Source organism: Bacillus rhizoplanae (assembly GCF_917563915.1).
In the GTDB taxonomy this organism is placed as follows: Bacteria; Bacillota; Bacilli; order Bacillales; family Bacillaceae_G; genus Bacillus_A; species Bacillus_A rhizoplanae.
On sequence record NZ_CAKJTI010000003.1, the window covers coordinates 197910 to 214813 of the forward strand.

Below are 16904 nucleotides of genomic sequence, written 5' to 3' on the forward strand. Positions count from 1 at the left end.
GTGTGTAGCTTGTTATCGTTATTATTGAGTCGGTTTATTTGGATTTCCACCTTCTGCTGGTGGATTCGGATGATTTCCATCACCCGGTGGCGGTGTTGTATTTCCGCCACCCGGTGTTGTATTTCCGCCACCTGGTGTTGTATTTCCGCCACCCGGTGCGGTATTTCCACCACCAGGTGTTGTATTTCCGCCACCCGGTGGTGTATTTCCTTCACCTGCTGGTGGATTTCCGTTGTTTTGATTTTGTTTATCTTGTTCAGCTTTCTTAGCGGCATCTTCTTCAGCCTTTTTCTTAGCAGCATCATCTTCAGCTTTTTTCTTAGCATCATCACCAGGTACTACTACCGTCGCTGTTACCGGAGCACTAGAACTATTACCTTTTGTCGCAACGAGAGAAATGGTATAGGTAGCACCAGGTTGTACGCCGCTAATTGTTGCGCTTGTACCACTTATTTGTGGACTTCCGCTGGAACCATCACTGCCTTTGTAGCTTACAGAGTAGGATACATCATCAGATGAACCAGCCCATTTTAGCTGAATGCTATTAGAAGATTGATCATATGCAGCTTGTAAGCCACTTGGAGCATCTACTTGCACCTTTTTAATAACATCCTTTTTAGCACCTTTAACATAAAGCTCATCATTTATGCGTTCTACACTACTTGGCATTTCAAAACGAGAGTTATCAGTTCCAAATTCACTCATCATCGCTTTAAACATACGTTGTGCGATAGCTGATGAATTTTTATCAATATATCCTTCGCTCTTTTTACTATATCCGGTCCATACAGCCATTGTATATTGTGGTGTATAGCCTGCAAACCAACTATCAGGACTTCCAGAAGCAGGGAAATCATAATCGCTTAGTTCTTTTGCAGTATAGTTTGTTGTCCCTGTTTTACCAGCAACGTCTAACGATGGAATATTTGCTACTTTACCAGTACCAGAATCCACAACACTACGAAGCATATCTGTAGTCATATATGCTGTGTAATCTTTCATTACTCGTTTTCCTTTTGGTGTAAAGTTCACTTCTTTGCCATCAGGATACACAACTTTTGTTACGAAGTGTGGTTTATGATATACACCACCACTTCCGAATGATGCATACGCACCAGCAATGTCAAGAGGAGATGAAGTGTTACTTCCGATTGCTGTTGATTCATATACACCATTTTCTCCAAATTTCATACCAAGTCCTTCAGCAAAAGTTTGTGCTTTATCTAAACCGACTTCTTTAGCAGTTTTCACAGCAGGCACGTTACGGGACTGTGCTAATGCATCACGCATTGACATTGGACCTTTGTGGCTGTTATCAAAATTTCGAACCTCTTGACCTGAGGAATATTTATACGGCGAATCGTCAATTTGATGATACGTTGACCATTGCTTATATTCAATAGCAGGACCATAATCGAAAATTGGTTTCATTGTAGAACCTACTTGGCGTTCTGAATCAATAGCCATGTTATGTCCTTTAAATGTTGCTTTATTTTCACCGCGTCCGCTACCGATTGCACGAACTTCGCCTGAGTTCGTATCCATGAATACGAATGCACCCTGGAATTTTTCATCCGGGTAGTTAATAATGTCTTCTGTGTTCATCATTTTATCTGCATAGTCCTGTGCTTTTGGATCTAATGTTGTATAAATAGAAAGACCATCAGAACCAATGTTGACATCTTTAATTTGTGATTCGATTTCTTTTACAGCGGCATCTAAGAATCCTTGATAAGGCATTTGTGTGACTTCTTGAGATGGCTTAAGACCTTCCGTTACTGGAATTTTTTTCGCATCTTCCATTTCTTTCTTCGTAATATAGCCATGTCTGTTCATTAAATATAATACTGTATCGCGTCGTTCTGTTGCAGCCTTCACATTTTCTGGTTTTGTAGGATCATAAATATTAGGACCCTGTGGTAATCCTGCAAGCATCGCTGCCTCATTTAATGTTAAATCTTTTAAATCTTTTCCATAATAATTCTGTGCAGCTGTTGCAATACCGTAAGAACGGTTACCTAAGTTAATTTTGTTTAAGTACATTTCTAGAATTTCATGTTTTGAATATTGCTGCTCTAACTTGTAAGCTAAATACCATTCTTGTACTTTACGTTTTGTTGTTTTTTCCATCGTTAGGAAATAGTTTTTAACAACTTGCTGTGTAATTGTACTACCACCTTGAGAACCGAAGTCTCCGGTTATATTTAAGAAAATTGCTTTTGCAGTACGCCTAAAATCAATTCCATGATGCTCATAAAAGCGTGCATCTTCTGTAGCTAGGAAGGCATCTTCTACTACTTTTGGAATTTGATCATATGTGACCTTCGTTCGCTTTTCAGCACCATATTCATATATGAAATTGCCGTCTTTATCATAAAATTTTGTTGATAATGGAACCTCAAGTTTTGCTTTATCTAATTTTGGAGCATCCTTTATCATAATAAAGAAAGCAGAAACCCCAGCTACTAGTGTCACAATGCCGACTAATAAGCAAGTGATTAGAAATTTACGTAGAAAAGAACCTTTTTTCTTTGGTTTCGCTTTTTTAGGATGTTCTTGTTTCTGTTTTTTCGCTTGTTTTCGTTCTTCACGAGAACGATAATTTTCTGACATTATACTTTCTCCTACCTTTCATTTCCTCCCCAAAAGTCGAAAAATGAGCCTTATTGTTGACTCTATCACGAAAAATAAAGTGTGTCTAGTGTATGAATATAATCAATGCGGGGGTGATAACCGCACGGTAATAAGTATCCATGCTCTTCCACTTCTTGTTTTGTAATCGATTTACGTCCACCAGTTTCTTGTCGATTCCAAAATGTAATGATATGTTTTGCTTCTAGTAAATAAAATTCATCGTAAAGCGTAAATTTAATAATAACAAATGCAATACCACTATGAGCTAATACTTGCTTCATATGTTTAATTTGGTGAAGGTGGAAGTTTTGTAGTGGAAAGCTTGTTTTATTTTTAGTTTCTTTCGCTTCAAAGTCAATGTATTTACCTTTGTATACACCGTTGTAATCGGTTGTAGAAGGTTGCTTAAAGTACGCTTCTTTAATCACAGCAGCACTTCGCTTCGGATAATCGACTTTTACAATTTGAAGAGGGGTGGGCTTTTTATGGACGCAAGCAATATTGTGCGTTAAATAGTACTGATTTGTTTCGTTTAGTTCCTCTTCAAGTGACATACCTCTATTACTATAAGTATGTTTTCTTGTAGGCACAGTATGAGTTTGCTGCGTTTCATTATACTTTTTTCCGTTTGGGTAACGAATGGTCATGGTTTGTCCACTCCAACTTGCATAGAATCACTTACAATGGTGATTATATCAAAAAAAATGAAAAATAGGCGATTTTTTTGAATACAGAGAAGAGGTGAAAACATTATGTTTGCACAAAGCGAATATGAAAAAATAAGACAAAAAAGGAAGATTGCTTCCTATACAAAGGAAGAGCAAGAGCTCGTGCATCGTATTGTACAACAAACTCTCCTTGCTAATGTTGATAATATTTCGCGCACGCATGCTTATAAAGAATACTATGAATGCAATAAAGAAATTCGTTGGTCATTTTTAGCCAGTATGGTATCTCGAAATGCAGGCTGGAATATGACAGATTTAGAAGGAAAATATTATCCAAAAGTTTTATCCAAGGAGATACGTAAACAATTATTTCTTACATATGAACGTGCAAATTGGCTTATTTTTTTAGATGCATATCCTCAGCTGTTATTGTATGAATATAGTAAACAAATGGAAAAGCCTCTGTTTCATTTGTTGCAAATATTTTCTGTTTCCATATTTATGGAAGTGGAATGGGATTATTTTTGGAATCAAAAAAAAGAGGATCGACTGATGACGGCTCTTATTATTAATGAACAACATATCATCCAAAAGCCGGTAATTGAGCATCCTTTTTATCAAAAGCATGTATTCCAAACATTATTATTCAAATTTCAGGAATTGTTTCATTTTAGTGCAGTGATATTTCCAACAGTAAATGGGAAATTATATGGTTTCTCCGTACGTCAGTTCGAAACACTAATAAAGAGAATTGAGCTAGGGAAACGATTAGCATGGTTATTATTTCATCCAACTTATAAGGATTCTTTTTATACATTTTCCTCTCAAACAGTTCATACGGGGGCGAGGTTAGATTATGAACAATACTTCCTTACTTTTAAGGAGCAAGATACTCCTCAGCTTCGCGATGTATTTTCTGTCATTTCACATCATCGTGATGCTGAGAAAGATTGGTTTCATTCAGGAATGGATATAGAGGAATTGTTTTTGTTTGAAGAACCGAAAATAGACATTGATATTACAGAATGGTTTTTACACAAGCAGAAGCAATTACACTTGTTTGCTTCACTCAATGATCTTTTTTAACAGAATTCATTATTCATGATATAATAAAAAAATCCCGCTTCATGAAAAGCGGGAAGAAATTTAAACAAGCTGTAAGAGCCCGATTGATTCAACTAACTTTTCATGGAAGAAAACCGTTTCCGTGAAAAGAAGTTTCACTTTATCCCGCTCAAACGGTTGGTAAGAAGTAAGAGCGGGAAGGAAATCAAACCAACCGTAAGAGCCCGATTGGTTCAACTAACTTTTCACGGAAGAAAATCGTTTCCATGAAAAGAAGTTTCACTTTATGTAGCAGGGAAATTTGGTCCATCTAATTTTGGATTTCCTGTTTCTGGTTTATTTTGTTTGTTTTGAGTTTGGTTTTTCTTGTTTTCATTTTTGTTTTTAGCCATTGTCAACACCTCCCTTTCGTATTGTTGCCACTTTCATAAACTTCATACAAAAAATCACTTTCTTTGCCGAATTAAAACTAGTTTTGTCAAGCATGCAGGAGCAAAAAAAGAGCTGTCGAATTAATGACAAAAGGAAAGCAAAGAGGGAGGCATGTTGAAGATGAAAATGGTTCAGAAAGAGGATGTAATGAAAAAAATGGATCAGATGTTAAATACTCTTGATTTGCTTGAAATGAACGTGTCACTTAGAGTTAATCATGCGCTTAAGGATAAAAGGGAATTTGTAGTTAATAAAGTAGAGATAATGGAAATGCATATAAAGCATATGGAAGCAAAATTATTGCAGCATGAAGAGAAAGGTAATTGGGTACAAACGTTTCAAGTAGTGGCAGTTAGTATATAAGTAGGTGGAAATAGTGGAATATGTAACATTGATTGAAATGACAAAGAAATTAATTGGATATAACGATGAAACAATTATAAAAAAAAGAGAAAGTGAAGAACTTGAGTTTGACTTCTATCATGATATAAAGCCATTCGTGTCTTTAGTAGATAAAGGATTAGAAGAATGGAAACAACTTGCGCTTGAGTGGTTGTATCGAGCAAAGCCTAAATATATACATGTACAGCAAATTGAACAAGTATGTACAAATTTACAAAGCAATTCTTTACAGTGTTTTGCACAGAAAATGAATGGGAAGCGTTTTTATGAAACACACCAGGCAATTCATTATACATTACAAAATATTTTAGAACAATGTAAGTGATAAGAGGGGAGAATCCCCTCTTATTTTTATCCCGCATTAACGGCGGGATTGGTTCAACTAACCATCAGTGGGGGTGAAGAAAATCCCCACTGATGGAAGTTTCCCTTTATACTTCTGTCACGATATTTTTTTCTGTTTCGTAAGCTGGTTTTGTAGCTCCAATTGTTTCTAGTTCACGTGTTACACTTCTATACTGTGATAAGCAAATTTTTCCTTGTAGATAAGAATGTCTTGCAAAATCAAGTAACTCATTCAAATCCTCAGGTTCATATCCCTTTTTTTCGAAAAAATCTTGTTTTAAATCCCCTAATACCATGCTGATTCCTCCCCCATAAGAATCTTTTCTATATAATGGTAGCATACAAACGCTTACTTTTTTATTTTTTTGAAAATTTAAATTTTGCATAAGGTATAATTTGTATTACTTTATCAACTATCGGTTGTCTTTTACCTTTCATGGTAATGATTTGGAAAAAGGGGAATCGACTAGTACTGGCTAGTGAGAGAGTTAGTCAACGCTGGAATTTTCAACTTATAGGATGATTACACAATTTTTTTACGATTTCATATTCTAACTATATAGAAAACTGTTAGAGGGGGGAGAATGTATGTTTCAACATTCCAGCATGTATCAGATTGAACAAGATCCATACTTACGTTATAATATGTATCCTTTTATGCCTTACTACATGAATCAAACAAATTATTTTCAACCTTTTCAACTTCCGCCAATGAATCAGCCAATGAATCAGCCAATGAATCAGCCAATGAATCAACCAATGAATCAACCAATGAATCAACCAATGTTTTATCCACCGAAACAACCTATTCAATCTTCTTTTCATCCACATACGCCATATCCGATGATGAATAAACAAAATTATACAAAGCAACAGCAACAGCCAAGTCAATTTTCTAGTTTTGTATCGCAGTTTAAAACAGCTGATGGAAATTATGACATTAATAAAATGATGGGTACTGCAGGTCAAATGATGAATGCAATGAATCAAATTACCGGTATTGTCAAACAAGTAGGGGGCTTTTTTATAAAGTGAAACTTCCTTTCATGGGTGTTTTTCCCATGAAAGGTTAGTTGAACGAATCGGGCTCATAAGGGTAGTTTTTTTATCTTTTATATAGGGCAATATGTGTAAAGGATTGAAGAAGGATTTCCTAAAATACAGATGATATGTGTAATCTAGTAAAAAACCAAATTTTGCATGTGAAATGTCATAAAAAATAGTTGTTCGGACCTCCTATCCATTTTACAATGACAGTAGCGTTAAAATATGATGTATGGAGAGGACGAATGTGAAAAAGGTTATTTTACTTTTGTTTTTTGTCATGATTACATTAACTGTTTTTATTTTTACAAACTTTAAACATTTTTTATAGACAAATTTCCGATATAGAAATAGGTGTTTGTAACAAACGGCTTTTACTCTTTTCTCATATTGTAAAGTGTAAGCTCATTTTCAAACTGTGAGAGGAGAGAAAACTATGTATCCTTGTCATCCTTGCTTCGGGGGAGCAGCACCTTTCGGGGGAGCAGTGGCACCTTTCGGGGGAGCAGCACCTTTCGGAGGAGCAGTGGCACCTTTCGGGGGAGCAGCACCTTTCGGGGGAGCAGTGGCACCAATTACAACAACACCTCCTATTGTGCATCCGACAAAATGTTGTGTAACACACACATGCTCAAAAACGGTGGTCCCTCATATTCACCCAACACATATAAAACACGTTCATCATCAGGTAGTGCAATCTCAGCATTATTTCCCACAAACACACTCTGCTGCAAATGTTATATCCCCTGCTGATCCAGTGTATGTTGGTGGATTTGGTGGGTTTGGCCCAGGTGGTCCTCAAGTATCGCCACTTGGCCCAAATGTTGGCCCAAGTGTAAGTCCAGCAATGTTACCACCAGGCCCAAATGTTGGCCCAAGTGTAAGTCCAGCAATGTTACCACCAAGCCCAAATGTTGGTGGCATGTTTAAAAAGTAAGTGTTATGCTAGAACTAGCAAATTGCTAGTTCTTTTTTTGAAAAGAGAAGGGGCGTTTCATATGAAAGTTGTAGCTGTTACAGGATATAAGCCATTTGAATTAGGGATTTTTTCAAATGACCATCCTGGAATTTCTTACATAAAAAAAGCGATACATCAAAGGCTGCTTCCTTTGTTAGAAGAAGGATTAGAATGGGTTATAATTAGTGGACAATTAGGGGTAGAACTATGGACAGCCGAAGTTGTATTTGATTTGCAATTGGAATATCCAGATTTGAAATTAGCTGTATTTACCCCTTTTTTAGATCAGGAAGAAAATTGGAAGGAAAACAATCGGGAGTATTATGAATGTATTCTCTCACAAGCAGATCACGTTGATAGTATAACGAAGCGGAAATATGAAAGCCCAGAACAATTCCGGCTAAAAAATCAATTTTTCATTGAAAAAAGTGATGCATTACTTGCTATGTATGATGAAGAGAAACCAGGAAGTCCTAAATACATCGTAGAAGCAGCGAAAAAAAAGGAAGAAGCCCAAAATTATCAATGTTATTTTATACTTTTTTCTGATTTACAAGATATAATAGAAGAAGAACAGTGGAATAAGGATATATGATTGACAAAACGGACTGTTTCTGAAAAAATTTACTTAATGAAAGTTTTGGTAAAGACTTGAGGTGACCTAAATGATTTCTGATAAAATTAAGTTAACAGCGAAAGATATTTTAGAAAAAGAGTTTAAAACGGGAATGCGAGGCTATCAACAAGAAGAAGTAGATAAATTTTTAGACATGATTATTAAGGATTATGAAGCATTCCATAAAGAAATTGAACAATTACAGCAACAAAATTCACGTTTAAAGCAAGAATTGGAGCAACAAAAAGCAATGGCACAACAAGTACAATCTCAGCCAGCGCCAACTCCAGCTCCTGTTCCTACTCCGCAACCAGTTTACAATAATACGAATACAGATATTTTAAAACGTCTGTCGAATTTGGAAAAAGCTGTGTTTGGAAGTAAATTGTACGAATAATGGAAGCATCTAAATAAACTTGTAGCAATTTACATGCAAAAAACGTTGCAAAATATTTATGTTTCCACTATACTAATTCATGTCATAACGTTTGGGTAATCGCTGCAACGCTTTGTTGTAGAGGAAAGTCCATGCTCGCACGACCTGAGATGGTCGTAGTGTTCGTGCCTAGCGAAGTCATAAGCTAGGGTATTCTGGCGTAAAGCTGGATTAACGGCAGGGAAAAAACCTAAGTCCATTGGATATGGTTTGACTACCTTTAAAGTGCCACAGTGACGAAGTCCCAGAAGAAATGATGGGAGTGGAACGAGGTAAACCCCACGAGCGAGAAACCCAAATATTGGTAGGGGAACTTTTCCTAAGGAAATGAACGATGGGAAAAGACAGATGCAATTGCTCTGTAGATAGATGATTGCCACCGGAGTACGAGGCGTGGGCCGTTTGCAGTACAAAGGTACAGAACATGGCTTACAGAACGTTATGAACCAATCATGAGTTTGTTCAGCTCTCCTTTGTAAGAGGAGGGCTTTTTATTTGTATTAATTTTTGGAATGTGAGTTAAAATGGTAAAGAAAGTTTTACAAATTTAATACAATTGAAGTGAAATAAAATGTTATGATTTTAACTGATTAGCAGAGAACAGTTACTGCCAATGAGTGTTTGATTATATATATGAGGAGAATGGAAATGGGAAAAGTTACTTTAATTGCAACTGCTGCAATGGGAATTGAAGCACTTGTTGCAAGAGAAGTTCGCAATCTCGGTTATGAATGCCAGGTAGATAATGGGAAAGTAACGTTTGAAGCGGACGAAAAAGCTATTTGTCGCAGTAATTTATGGCTCCGTACAGCGGATCGTGTGAAAATTAAAGTTGGTGAATTTAAGGCAACAACATTTGATGAATTATTTGAAAAAACAAAGGCGCTAAATTGGGGGGATTATATTCCGGAAAATGGAGAATTCCCTGTTATCGGTAAATCAATTAAATCTACACTATTTAGTGTACCTGATTGTCAAAGTATCGTAAAAAAAGCAGTCGTTGAAAAATTAAAAAGTACATATAGACGCACAACATGGTTTGAAGAGAATGGCCCGCTATTTCGTATCGAAGTTGCGCTATTAAAAGATGTAGCAACGTTGACAATTGATGCAAGTGGTGTTGGGCTTCATAAGCGTGGATACCGCGTTGGACAAGGGGAAGCACCGTTAAAAGAAACATTGGCAGCTTCATTAATTATGTTAACCAACTGGAAGCCAGATCGCCCGTTTGTAGATCCTTTTTGCGGTTCTGGAACGATTCCACTTGAAGCCGCATTAATTGGTCAAAATATTGCTCCAGGCTTTAACCGTGATTTTGCTTCTGATGGATGGGGTTGGATTGGTAAACAAAATTGGGATGAAGCTCGTCAAGAAGTGGAAGACTTAGCCAATTATGATCAACCGCTTCAAATTATCGGATCAGATATTGATCATCGTATGGTACAAGTTGCCCAAGATAATGCTGATGAAGTAGGGCTTGGTGATCTTATTACATTTAAGCAAATGCAAGTAAAAGATTTTACAACAAAAGAGGAATATGGTTATGTTGTGACGAATCCTCCATACGGAGAGCGTTTAAGTGAAAAGCCTCTTGTTGAAAAAATGTATGCAGAGATGGGACAAGCATTCCGACCGCTGGATACTTGGTCTTTATATATATTAACAAGCCATCCAGAGTTTGAGAAATGGTACGGCAAAGATGCATCAAAGAAACGAAAATTATTTAATGGATTTATTCGCACTGATTACTATCAGTATTTTGGCAAACGCCCGCCGCGTGATTAGTATAAAATTTCTTTAGAACGCATATACTTGCTATTATGCGATAATCTAAAGGAGGAAGCGCTAATGGATGGTTTGCAATTTTCTATGATTCAAAAGGCTATTCATCGAACGTATGATGAATTAGAAAAAGAAGTAAACCTTCACGGCGTAGCGGATCATGAATTACAAAGAGCACGTGAAGAATATTTATCAGCTTTATCACATGAAACATTAATTGATAAACGGTATTTAAAATCATTGATAGAGTAGAGAAGTTTTCCTGCAACTAGGAAAACTTTTTTCGCTCGTTTGTTATGTAAGCAACAAGAAAACAGCAACTGCTCTTTTTATGAGTGGTTGCTCTGTCTTTTTTATATAGAAATTATGTAGTTGGAGGAATACGATGTTTACGAAGCAAAAGCTGCCATTTGAAGTGGGGAAACAAGATAATTTTTTCGACAAGTTAAATGAGTGGATTGGAGACGTATTTTACGACATTTTACCAGAAAAGGGATTTGAGGAGCGTGACGAGCAAATTTTTATGGCGTTCCAATTAGAACGAGCATTTCAAGAGAAGAAAGTAATGTTTGCTGAAGCGGGTGTTGGGACAGGAAAGACGATTGTATACCTTCTTTATGCGATTTGTTATGCACGTTATACAGGGAAGCCAGCTATTATTGCTTGTGCGGACGAAACGTTGATTGAGCAGCTCGTGAAAGAAGAAGGGGACATTGCTAAATTATCAGAAGCATTAGGATTATCTGTCGATGTACGTTTGGCAAAATCAATGGATAATTACCTATGTTTACGTAAACTTGAAGATGTAATGAGTGGACGAGCTCCGGAAGTGATTGAAGATTTATATTATGAATTGCCTCAATTCGTATTTGATCATGGAACAATGCAAAACTTTACTCATTACGGCGATCGAAAAGAATTTCCGTTATTAAACGATGAAGAATGGTCTAAAGTATCTTGGGACTTTTTCCAGGATTGTTTCACATGTGAGTCTCGTCATCGCTGTGGACAAACATTATCTCGTGAACATTATCGTAAAGCAGCAGATTTAATTATTTGTTCGCAAGATTTCTACATGGATCATATTTGGACGTATGATGCACGTAAACGTGAAGGACAAATGCCATTGTTACCGGAAAGTAGCTGCGTTGTCTTCGATGAAGGGCATCTTGTAGAATATGCAGCGCAAAAAGCACTTACGTATCGTTTAAAACAAACAATGATGGAACAACTTTTAACAAGATTACTGCAAAATGATATTCGCGAAGAGTTCGCTCATTTAGTAGAAGAAACAATTTGGCAAACGGAACAGTTCTTTGAAGCGCTAAAAGAAAGTAAGAAAGAAATTGCTGGTTCTGACCGTTTAGAAATTCGATTAACAGAAAAAGTAACGACAGAGGCAAAGCGATTATATGCAAAAATTTCTGAAGTTGGCGACGCGCTTGTTTTTGAAAGTGAAATGCACACAGTAAACACATACGATTTAAATATTGTTGACGAACATTTAGATGTATTAGAGCATTCATTACGATTGTTCATGCATGAGAAAAATGTAATTACGTGGGGAGAAGAAGGTGATGGTGCCTTTACGCTTGTTATTATGCCGCGTGCTGTAGAAGAAGTGCTGCAAGAAAAAGTATTCTCCAAAAAAATTCCGTACATCTTCTCATCTGCGACATTATCAGAAAACAATTCATTTGCATTTACTGCAAATAGTTTAGGGGTAAAAGATTATTTATCATTCTCAGTTGCTTCCCCGTTTGAATATGAAGAGCAGATGAAAGTGTACTTACCGACATATGCAAAAGCGAACGAATGGGAAAGAAAATGTCAGTATGCATTAGAAGAAATTCAAAAAACAAATGGACGCACATTGATTCTATTCCGTACAAAACAAGAATTAATAGCATTTAAAGAATATGTAGGGAAAGAACAAATGTCAGTACCGTTTTTATATGAAGGAGATCAAGAGATTAGTCAGCTTGTTTCTCGTTTCCAAAATGAAGAGGAAACGGTATTATGTGCAGTTCATTTATGGGAAGGTTTAGATATTCCAGGTTCTTCGTTATCTCACGTTATTATTTGGTCGCTTCCATTCCCTCCAAATGATCCTGTATTTGAAGCGAAGCGCAAGCACGTAAATGATCCGTTTTGGGATGTTGATGTACCATATATGATTTTACGCCTTCGTCAAGGAATTGGGCGTTTAATTCGTACGAGTGAAGATAAAGGATATATTTCGTTATTCTTATCAGAAGGTGAGAATGAGAAAGTAGTAGAAGCTGTTAAACAAGTTCTCCCAGTAGAAGGGGAAATATTACAATAAGCTTGGCGTATGCCAAGCTTATTTATATATAAGAGGAATTTGCGCATTTGTGTTGAATTAAAGTGAAGTAGGAAAAGGAGGGTCTTGAATATGACGGCAGTTACATATGAAATTGAAAAAGAGTTTCTAGCTTTTATAAAGAAAATGATGAATTATGAGGAAGCGCTAAACCTTATATTTTGGGATTTACGCACAGGTGCGCCCAAAAACGGTGTAGATCAACGTTCTGAAGTAATTGGTATGCTTTCGGCAGAAGTGTTCGATATGTCAACTTCTAAAGAGATGGAGGCCTATTTAATAGGGTTAGAAGAGTTAATTGCAGAAGGAAAACTCTCAGATGTGACAAGAAAAACTGTAGAAGAGTGCCGAAAAGAATATGATCGAAATAAGAAAATTCCAAAGAATGAATATGAAGAATTTGTAAAACTACAGGCAAAAGCAGAAAGTGTGTGGGAAGAAGCACGCGAAAAATCTGATTTTGAAATGTTCCGTCCATACTTAGAAAAAATTGTTGAATTTAAAAAGAAGTTTATTACATATTGGGGTTATGAAACATACAAGTATAATACATTATTAGATATGTACGAACCTGGTGTAACAGTAGAAGTATTAGACCGCGTATTTGGACAATTACGTGAGCGCATTGTTCCGCTTGTTGGAGAAATTGCTAACGCAAATAAAATGTTGCAAACGGAAGCTTTAAGTAAACATTTTTCCAAAGAGCAGCAAAAACAATTTAGCTTACAACTATTAAAGCAATTGGATTATAATTTTGATGCAGGACGCTTAGACGAAACTGTACACCCATTTGCAATTACATTAAATCGTGGTGATGTCCGCATTACAACACGCTATGATGAAAATGATTTCCGCATGGCAGTATTTGGAACAGTTCATGAATGCGGTCATGCAGTGTATGAGCAAAATATTTCAAAAGAGTTAGAAGATACACCGCTCTGTGATGGCACATCTATGGGTATTCATGAATCACAATCTTTATTCTTTGAGAACTTTATTGGTCGCAATAAGTCGTTCTGGAAAAAGAATTATGATCTATTAAAACAATATACAGATGGTCAATTTAATAGTTTATCTGTAGATGAGTTTTACGATGCAATTAATGAATCGAAACCATCTTTCATTCGTATCGAAGCGGATGAATTAACGTACCCACTTCATGTGATGGTTCGTTATGAAATTGAAAAAGAATTATTTGATGGAACATTAGAAGTAAAAGACTTACCATCTGTTTGGAACGAAAAAATGAAGAACTACCTAGGAATCCGTCCGGAAAATGACGCACAAGGTGTACTGCAAGATGTACACTGGGCTGGTGGAGATTTCGGATACTTCCCATCATATGCGCTCGGTTACATGTATGCAGCACAATTCAAGCATAAGATGCTAGAAGATATTCCAAATTTTGATGAACTATTAGAAGAAGGAAATGTTGCACCAATTCGTGAATGGTTAACAAAAAATATTCACCGATATGGAAAAATGAAAAAACCGTTAGAAATTTTGCAAGATGTAACGGGTGAAGGATTAAATGCGAACTATTTAGCGGATTATTTGGAAGGGAAATATAAAGGAATTTACGAATTATAAGAGAGAAAACGAGCTATTTATTGTAGCTCGTTTTCTTTTTAGAGTTGATCGGGATTGGAAATATTATTTTTAATGCAATCGTTAGCCGTAGATTTTAAAGAAAATATAGTTTTCTCGATACTGTGGGGGAAATCTTCAAGGTTTCCCTCTATTTCAATTGTATCTTTGCTTAAATCAATAGAGATTGTCAGTATAATTTTTCCGCTTTTCACATCAATAATGTCTATAGTAAATAGTTTATTTACTAGGTCGATATCGATAAATTTGTATTGATATGTAAGTTCCAATTTAGAATAACTTGTATATTTATTTCTCATTGCACTTCCTTCATACACGTATATTATAGAGTACATTCGCAGCAAGTAATGAGAATTCCTTCAACGTGTACCATTATTGAATGAAAAAGCAGAGGAGCTAAAAAAGCACCTCTGCTTGCTATATTACCAGAATTTAAAACCTTTCGAACCTGGCGGTGCATTTTGAATCATATCCATAAATGGAATGGTATATGCGAATAAAATAAGCAGTGCTGTAATTCCAAGCCATAGTTTCCAATTTTCAAAGACAATTGGCGGTTGATCAGACGCATCAGATACTTCTCCAACCGGAAATTCAGTGTGCCCTTTTGGTGCAAAGAAAGCAAGATCTAAAAAGATAATGATTGCTAATATAATGCCGACAAATAAGATTGTTCCTCCGACTGCTTGTGCAATTTGATACGGTATCCACTCAATAGCTTGCGGTGCATTTCCATATGTGGAAAAAGAAGAGCGGCGCGGAGCTCCTAATAGTCCAGCAAAGTGCATCCCAGCAGACATGAAGAACATTCCAAGTGCCCATACACAAGTTTGAATCATCGCAAGGCGATTCATTTCTTTTGTCATAACACGTCCTGTTAAGTGGGGGATAAGCCAATAGCCAATGCCGAAAAATGTTAGTACAACAGATGTGGCTAACGTTAAGTGAAAGTGTCCTGTTATCCAGATTGTATTATGAACTACTTGGTTTAATTGGTGGCTTGCATTCACAAGTCCTCCTGCCCCGGCTGGAATGAACATAAGCATTCCGACGAACGGTGCAAAGAATCTAGCATCGGACCATGGAAGCATACGCAGCCAGCCGAATAGTCCGGTTGCTCCTTTTGAGCGGCCATATTGCTCAAATGATGCAAATAGAGAGAATGCTGTCATTAATGAAGGGATGATAACCATGAATGTTAAGGTGACCTGTAAAAATTTCCACCCTGGGTCAATACCTGGTTCTGTTAATTGATGGTGAAATCCAACCGGAACAGAAAACAATAAGAATAAAATAAACGATAAACGAGCAAGTGAATCACTAAAAATTTTTCCGCCAATAATCTTTGGAATAATGACATACCATGCCATGTAGGCAGGGAGAAGCCAAAAATATACGAGTGGATGGCCGAAGTACCAAAATAATGTTCGGCTAACAAGGACATCAATTTTATCAACGATGCCTAAGCTCCAAGGAATAAATTGTACGAGTGCTGTTGCAGCAACGCCAAGAGTGGCAACGAGCCAAAGCAGCATTGTAATAACAGCCATGAAGCTAAGTAATGGACCGGTTTTTCCTTTGTTTTGCTTTTTCCATGTGCGATAATGAGCAAACATTGCAAAGCCGCTAAACCAACTGCCGACAACAACGAGAGTAAGACCGATATAAAAACCAGGGTGAGCTTTTAACGGAGCATAAAATGTATAGAGAACAGTAGCTTTATTTAATAGTATAAAAATAGCAGTGATGGTTGTTCCAATCGTCATAAGCCAAAAACCAATCCAGCCTGTTGTTCGTACTCCTTTTGAAAGAGTCCCAGTAGTTTTGCTCATACAAGCAAACAAAAAGCCGATAATAAAAAATGTTGTTAATACGAGGCCAAGTAACACGCCATGTGTTGTTAGTACTTGATAATAACCAATTCCAGCTGGAAGATTAAATTTTCCAGATCGGACAAGTACTTGCAGTAACCCGCATACCCCTCCTAAAAATAGAGCGATAAATGCAACATGTATATGAGCCATCGCAAGTTTGGCATCTTTTTTATATATTTTATCTTGAACATGTATCATTTGTCAGTCACCTCTACTTTCGCGCTCATCATATGATGGCCTGTCCCGCAATATTCATTACATACGATTAAATACTCACCAGTCTTTTGAAACACTTGAGAAGCTGTGCTCACATAGCCGGGCTCAACCATCATATTCACATTTGTCCCCGCAATTTCAAAGCCATGCACAACATCTTTCGTTGTGACAACAAAGTCAATTTTGGCTCCTTTTGGCACTTTAATCACATTTGGTGTAAAGGAAAATGCTTGTGAGACAATTGTTACTTGATAATGATCTTTACCAACTTGTTTTACACCAGGATGATCAAACGGGGCAGTCGCATTTACTTTTTCTGGATCAATTGTTGTTAAACAGCTAGGCGGCTGGTTTCCCATATAAAACGCGCTTACTCCAATTATAGCTAAAAATACAAATAATGAACCGATACCGAAAATGAGCCAAATTTTTTCGTATTTATGCAAGTGCATATCCCATCTCCCCTTTGTTTACCAATAA

The 16904-nt window shown here is 36.7% G+C and carries 17 protein-coding genes and 1 other RNA gene; 12 read left to right on the top strand and 6 right to left on the bottom strand.

Going from position 1 to position 16904, the window contains the following annotated elements; translation table 11 throughout:
• Positions 1-21 precede the first annotated feature (21 nt).
• Both LRP84_RS04865 and recU read right to left on the bottom strand, forming a co-directional pair.
• Positions 22-2613: a PBP1A family penicillin-binding protein gene (locus LRP84_RS04865; RefSeq protein WP_230574045.1), complete on the bottom strand. Its 2592-nt coding sequence runs from the start codon at positions 2611-2613 to the stop codon at positions 22-24.
• Positions 2614-2678: 65 nt separating this feature from the next.
• Entirely contained in the window at positions 2679-3281 is a 603-nt protein-coding gene (gene recU, locus LRP84_RS04870; RefSeq protein ID WP_230574046.1) for a Holliday junction resolvase RecU, read from the bottom strand.
• Between the two features lie 105 nt (positions 3282-3386).
• Between recU and LRP84_RS04875 the strand changes: the two genes are divergently transcribed.
• The 3 genes from LRP84_RS04875 to LRP84_RS04885 all read left to right on the top strand — a co-directional run bounded on the left by LRP84_RS04875 (position 3387) and on the right by LRP84_RS04885 (position 5526).
• Positions 3387-4388 carry a DUF2515 domain-containing protein gene (locus LRP84_RS04875; RefSeq protein ID WP_230574047.1) on the top strand — a complete coding sequence of 334 codons (1002 nt, stop codon included), beginning with the start codon at positions 3387-3389 and terminating at the stop codon, positions 4386-4388.
• A 531-nt stretch (positions 4389-4919) separates the two neighbouring features.
• Positions 4920-5162: a hypothetical protein gene (locus LRP84_RS04880; RefSeq protein ID WP_230574048.1), complete on the top strand. Its 243-nt coding sequence runs from the start codon at positions 4920-4922 to the stop codon at positions 5160-5162.
• Positions 5163-5175: 13 nt separating this feature from the next.
• Complete coding sequence (locus tag LRP84_RS04885; protein WP_230574049.1) at positions 5176-5526, top strand: YppE family protein; 351 nt, start codon at positions 5176-5178, stop codon at positions 5524-5526.
• A gap of 106 nt (positions 5527-5632) precedes the next feature.
• Here the strand turns inward: LRP84_RS04885 and LRP84_RS04890 are convergent, their stop codons facing one another.
• Complete coding sequence (locus LRP84_RS04890) at positions 5633-5842, bottom strand: YppF family protein (protein WP_098309369.1); 210 nt, start codon at positions 5840-5842, stop codon at positions 5633-5635.
• A gap of 292 nt (positions 5843-6134) precedes the next feature.
• Between LRP84_RS04890 and LRP84_RS04895 the strand changes: the two genes are divergently transcribed.
• From LRP84_RS04895 to LRP84_RS04935, 9 genes are all read left to right on the top strand, one after another.
• Complete coding sequence (locus tag LRP84_RS04895; RefSeq protein ID WP_230574050.1) at positions 6135-6581, top strand: YppG family protein; 447 nt, start codon at positions 6135-6137, stop codon at positions 6579-6581.
• A gap of 445 nt (positions 6582-7026) precedes the next feature.
• Entirely contained in the window at positions 7027-7527 is a 501-nt protein-coding gene (locus LRP84_RS04900; RefSeq protein ID WP_230574051.1) for a spore coat protein, read from the top strand.
• Positions 7528-7588: 61 nt separating this feature from the next.
• Entirely contained in the window at positions 7589-8143 is a 555-nt protein-coding gene (locus LRP84_RS04905; RefSeq protein ID WP_230574052.1) for an SLOG family protein, read from the top strand.
• A 70-nt stretch (positions 8144-8213) separates the two neighbouring features.
• Positions 8214-8561 (top strand): cell division regulator GpsB, encoded by a 348-nt coding sequence (gene gpsB, locus LRP84_RS04910; protein ID WP_098309365.1) that lies wholly within the window; start codon positions 8214-8216, stop codon positions 8559-8561.
• Positions 8562-8648: 87 nt separating this feature from the next.
• An RNA gene (gene rnpB / locus LRP84_RS04915) (RNase P RNA component class B) lies at positions 8649-9037 on the top strand.
• A 211-nt stretch (positions 9038-9248) separates the two neighbouring features.
• Entirely contained in the window at positions 9249-10385 is a 1137-nt protein-coding gene (locus LRP84_RS04920) for a THUMP domain-containing class I SAM-dependent RNA methyltransferase (protein WP_098309364.1), read from the top strand.
• A gap of 63 nt (positions 10386-10448) precedes the next feature.
• Positions 10449-10634 (top strand): DUF3921 family protein, encoded by a 186-nt coding sequence (locus LRP84_RS04925; protein ID WP_230574053.1) that lies wholly within the window; start codon positions 10449-10451, stop codon positions 10632-10634.
• Positions 10635-10767: 133 nt separating this feature from the next.
• Positions 10768-12708: an ATP-dependent DNA helicase gene (locus LRP84_RS04930; RefSeq protein ID WP_230574054.1), complete on the top strand. Its 1941-nt coding sequence runs from the start codon at positions 10768-10770 to the stop codon at positions 12706-12708.
• 90 nt (positions 12709-12798) lie between these two features.
• Positions 12799-14316, top strand: coding sequence for a carboxypeptidase M32 (locus LRP84_RS04935; RefSeq protein WP_230574055.1), 1518 nt, complete (start codon positions 12799-12801; stop codon positions 14314-14316).
• 38 nt (positions 14317-14354) lie between these two features.
• Here LRP84_RS04935 and dhp61 read toward each other — a convergent pair whose 3' ends face one another.
• From dhp61 to LRP84_RS04950, 3 genes are all read right to left on the bottom strand, one after another.
• Entirely contained in the window at positions 14355-14633 is a 279-nt protein-coding gene (gene dhp61 / locus LRP84_RS04940) for a protein Dhp61 (protein ID WP_230574056.1), read from the bottom strand.
• 123 nt (positions 14634-14756) lie between these two features.
• A complete protein-coding gene (locus tag LRP84_RS04945) occupies positions 14757-16406 on the bottom strand; it encodes a b(o/a)3-type cytochrome-c oxidase subunit 1 (protein ID WP_230574057.1) in 1650 nt (549 codons plus the stop codon).
• A complete protein-coding gene (locus tag LRP84_RS04950; RefSeq protein ID WP_230574058.1) occupies positions 16403-16876 on the bottom strand; it encodes a cytochrome c oxidase subunit II in 474 nt (157 codons plus the stop codon). The genes LRP84_RS04945 and LRP84_RS04950 overlap by 4 nt, the downstream gene beginning before the upstream one ends.
• Between the last annotated feature and the right edge of the window lie 28 nt (positions 16877-16904).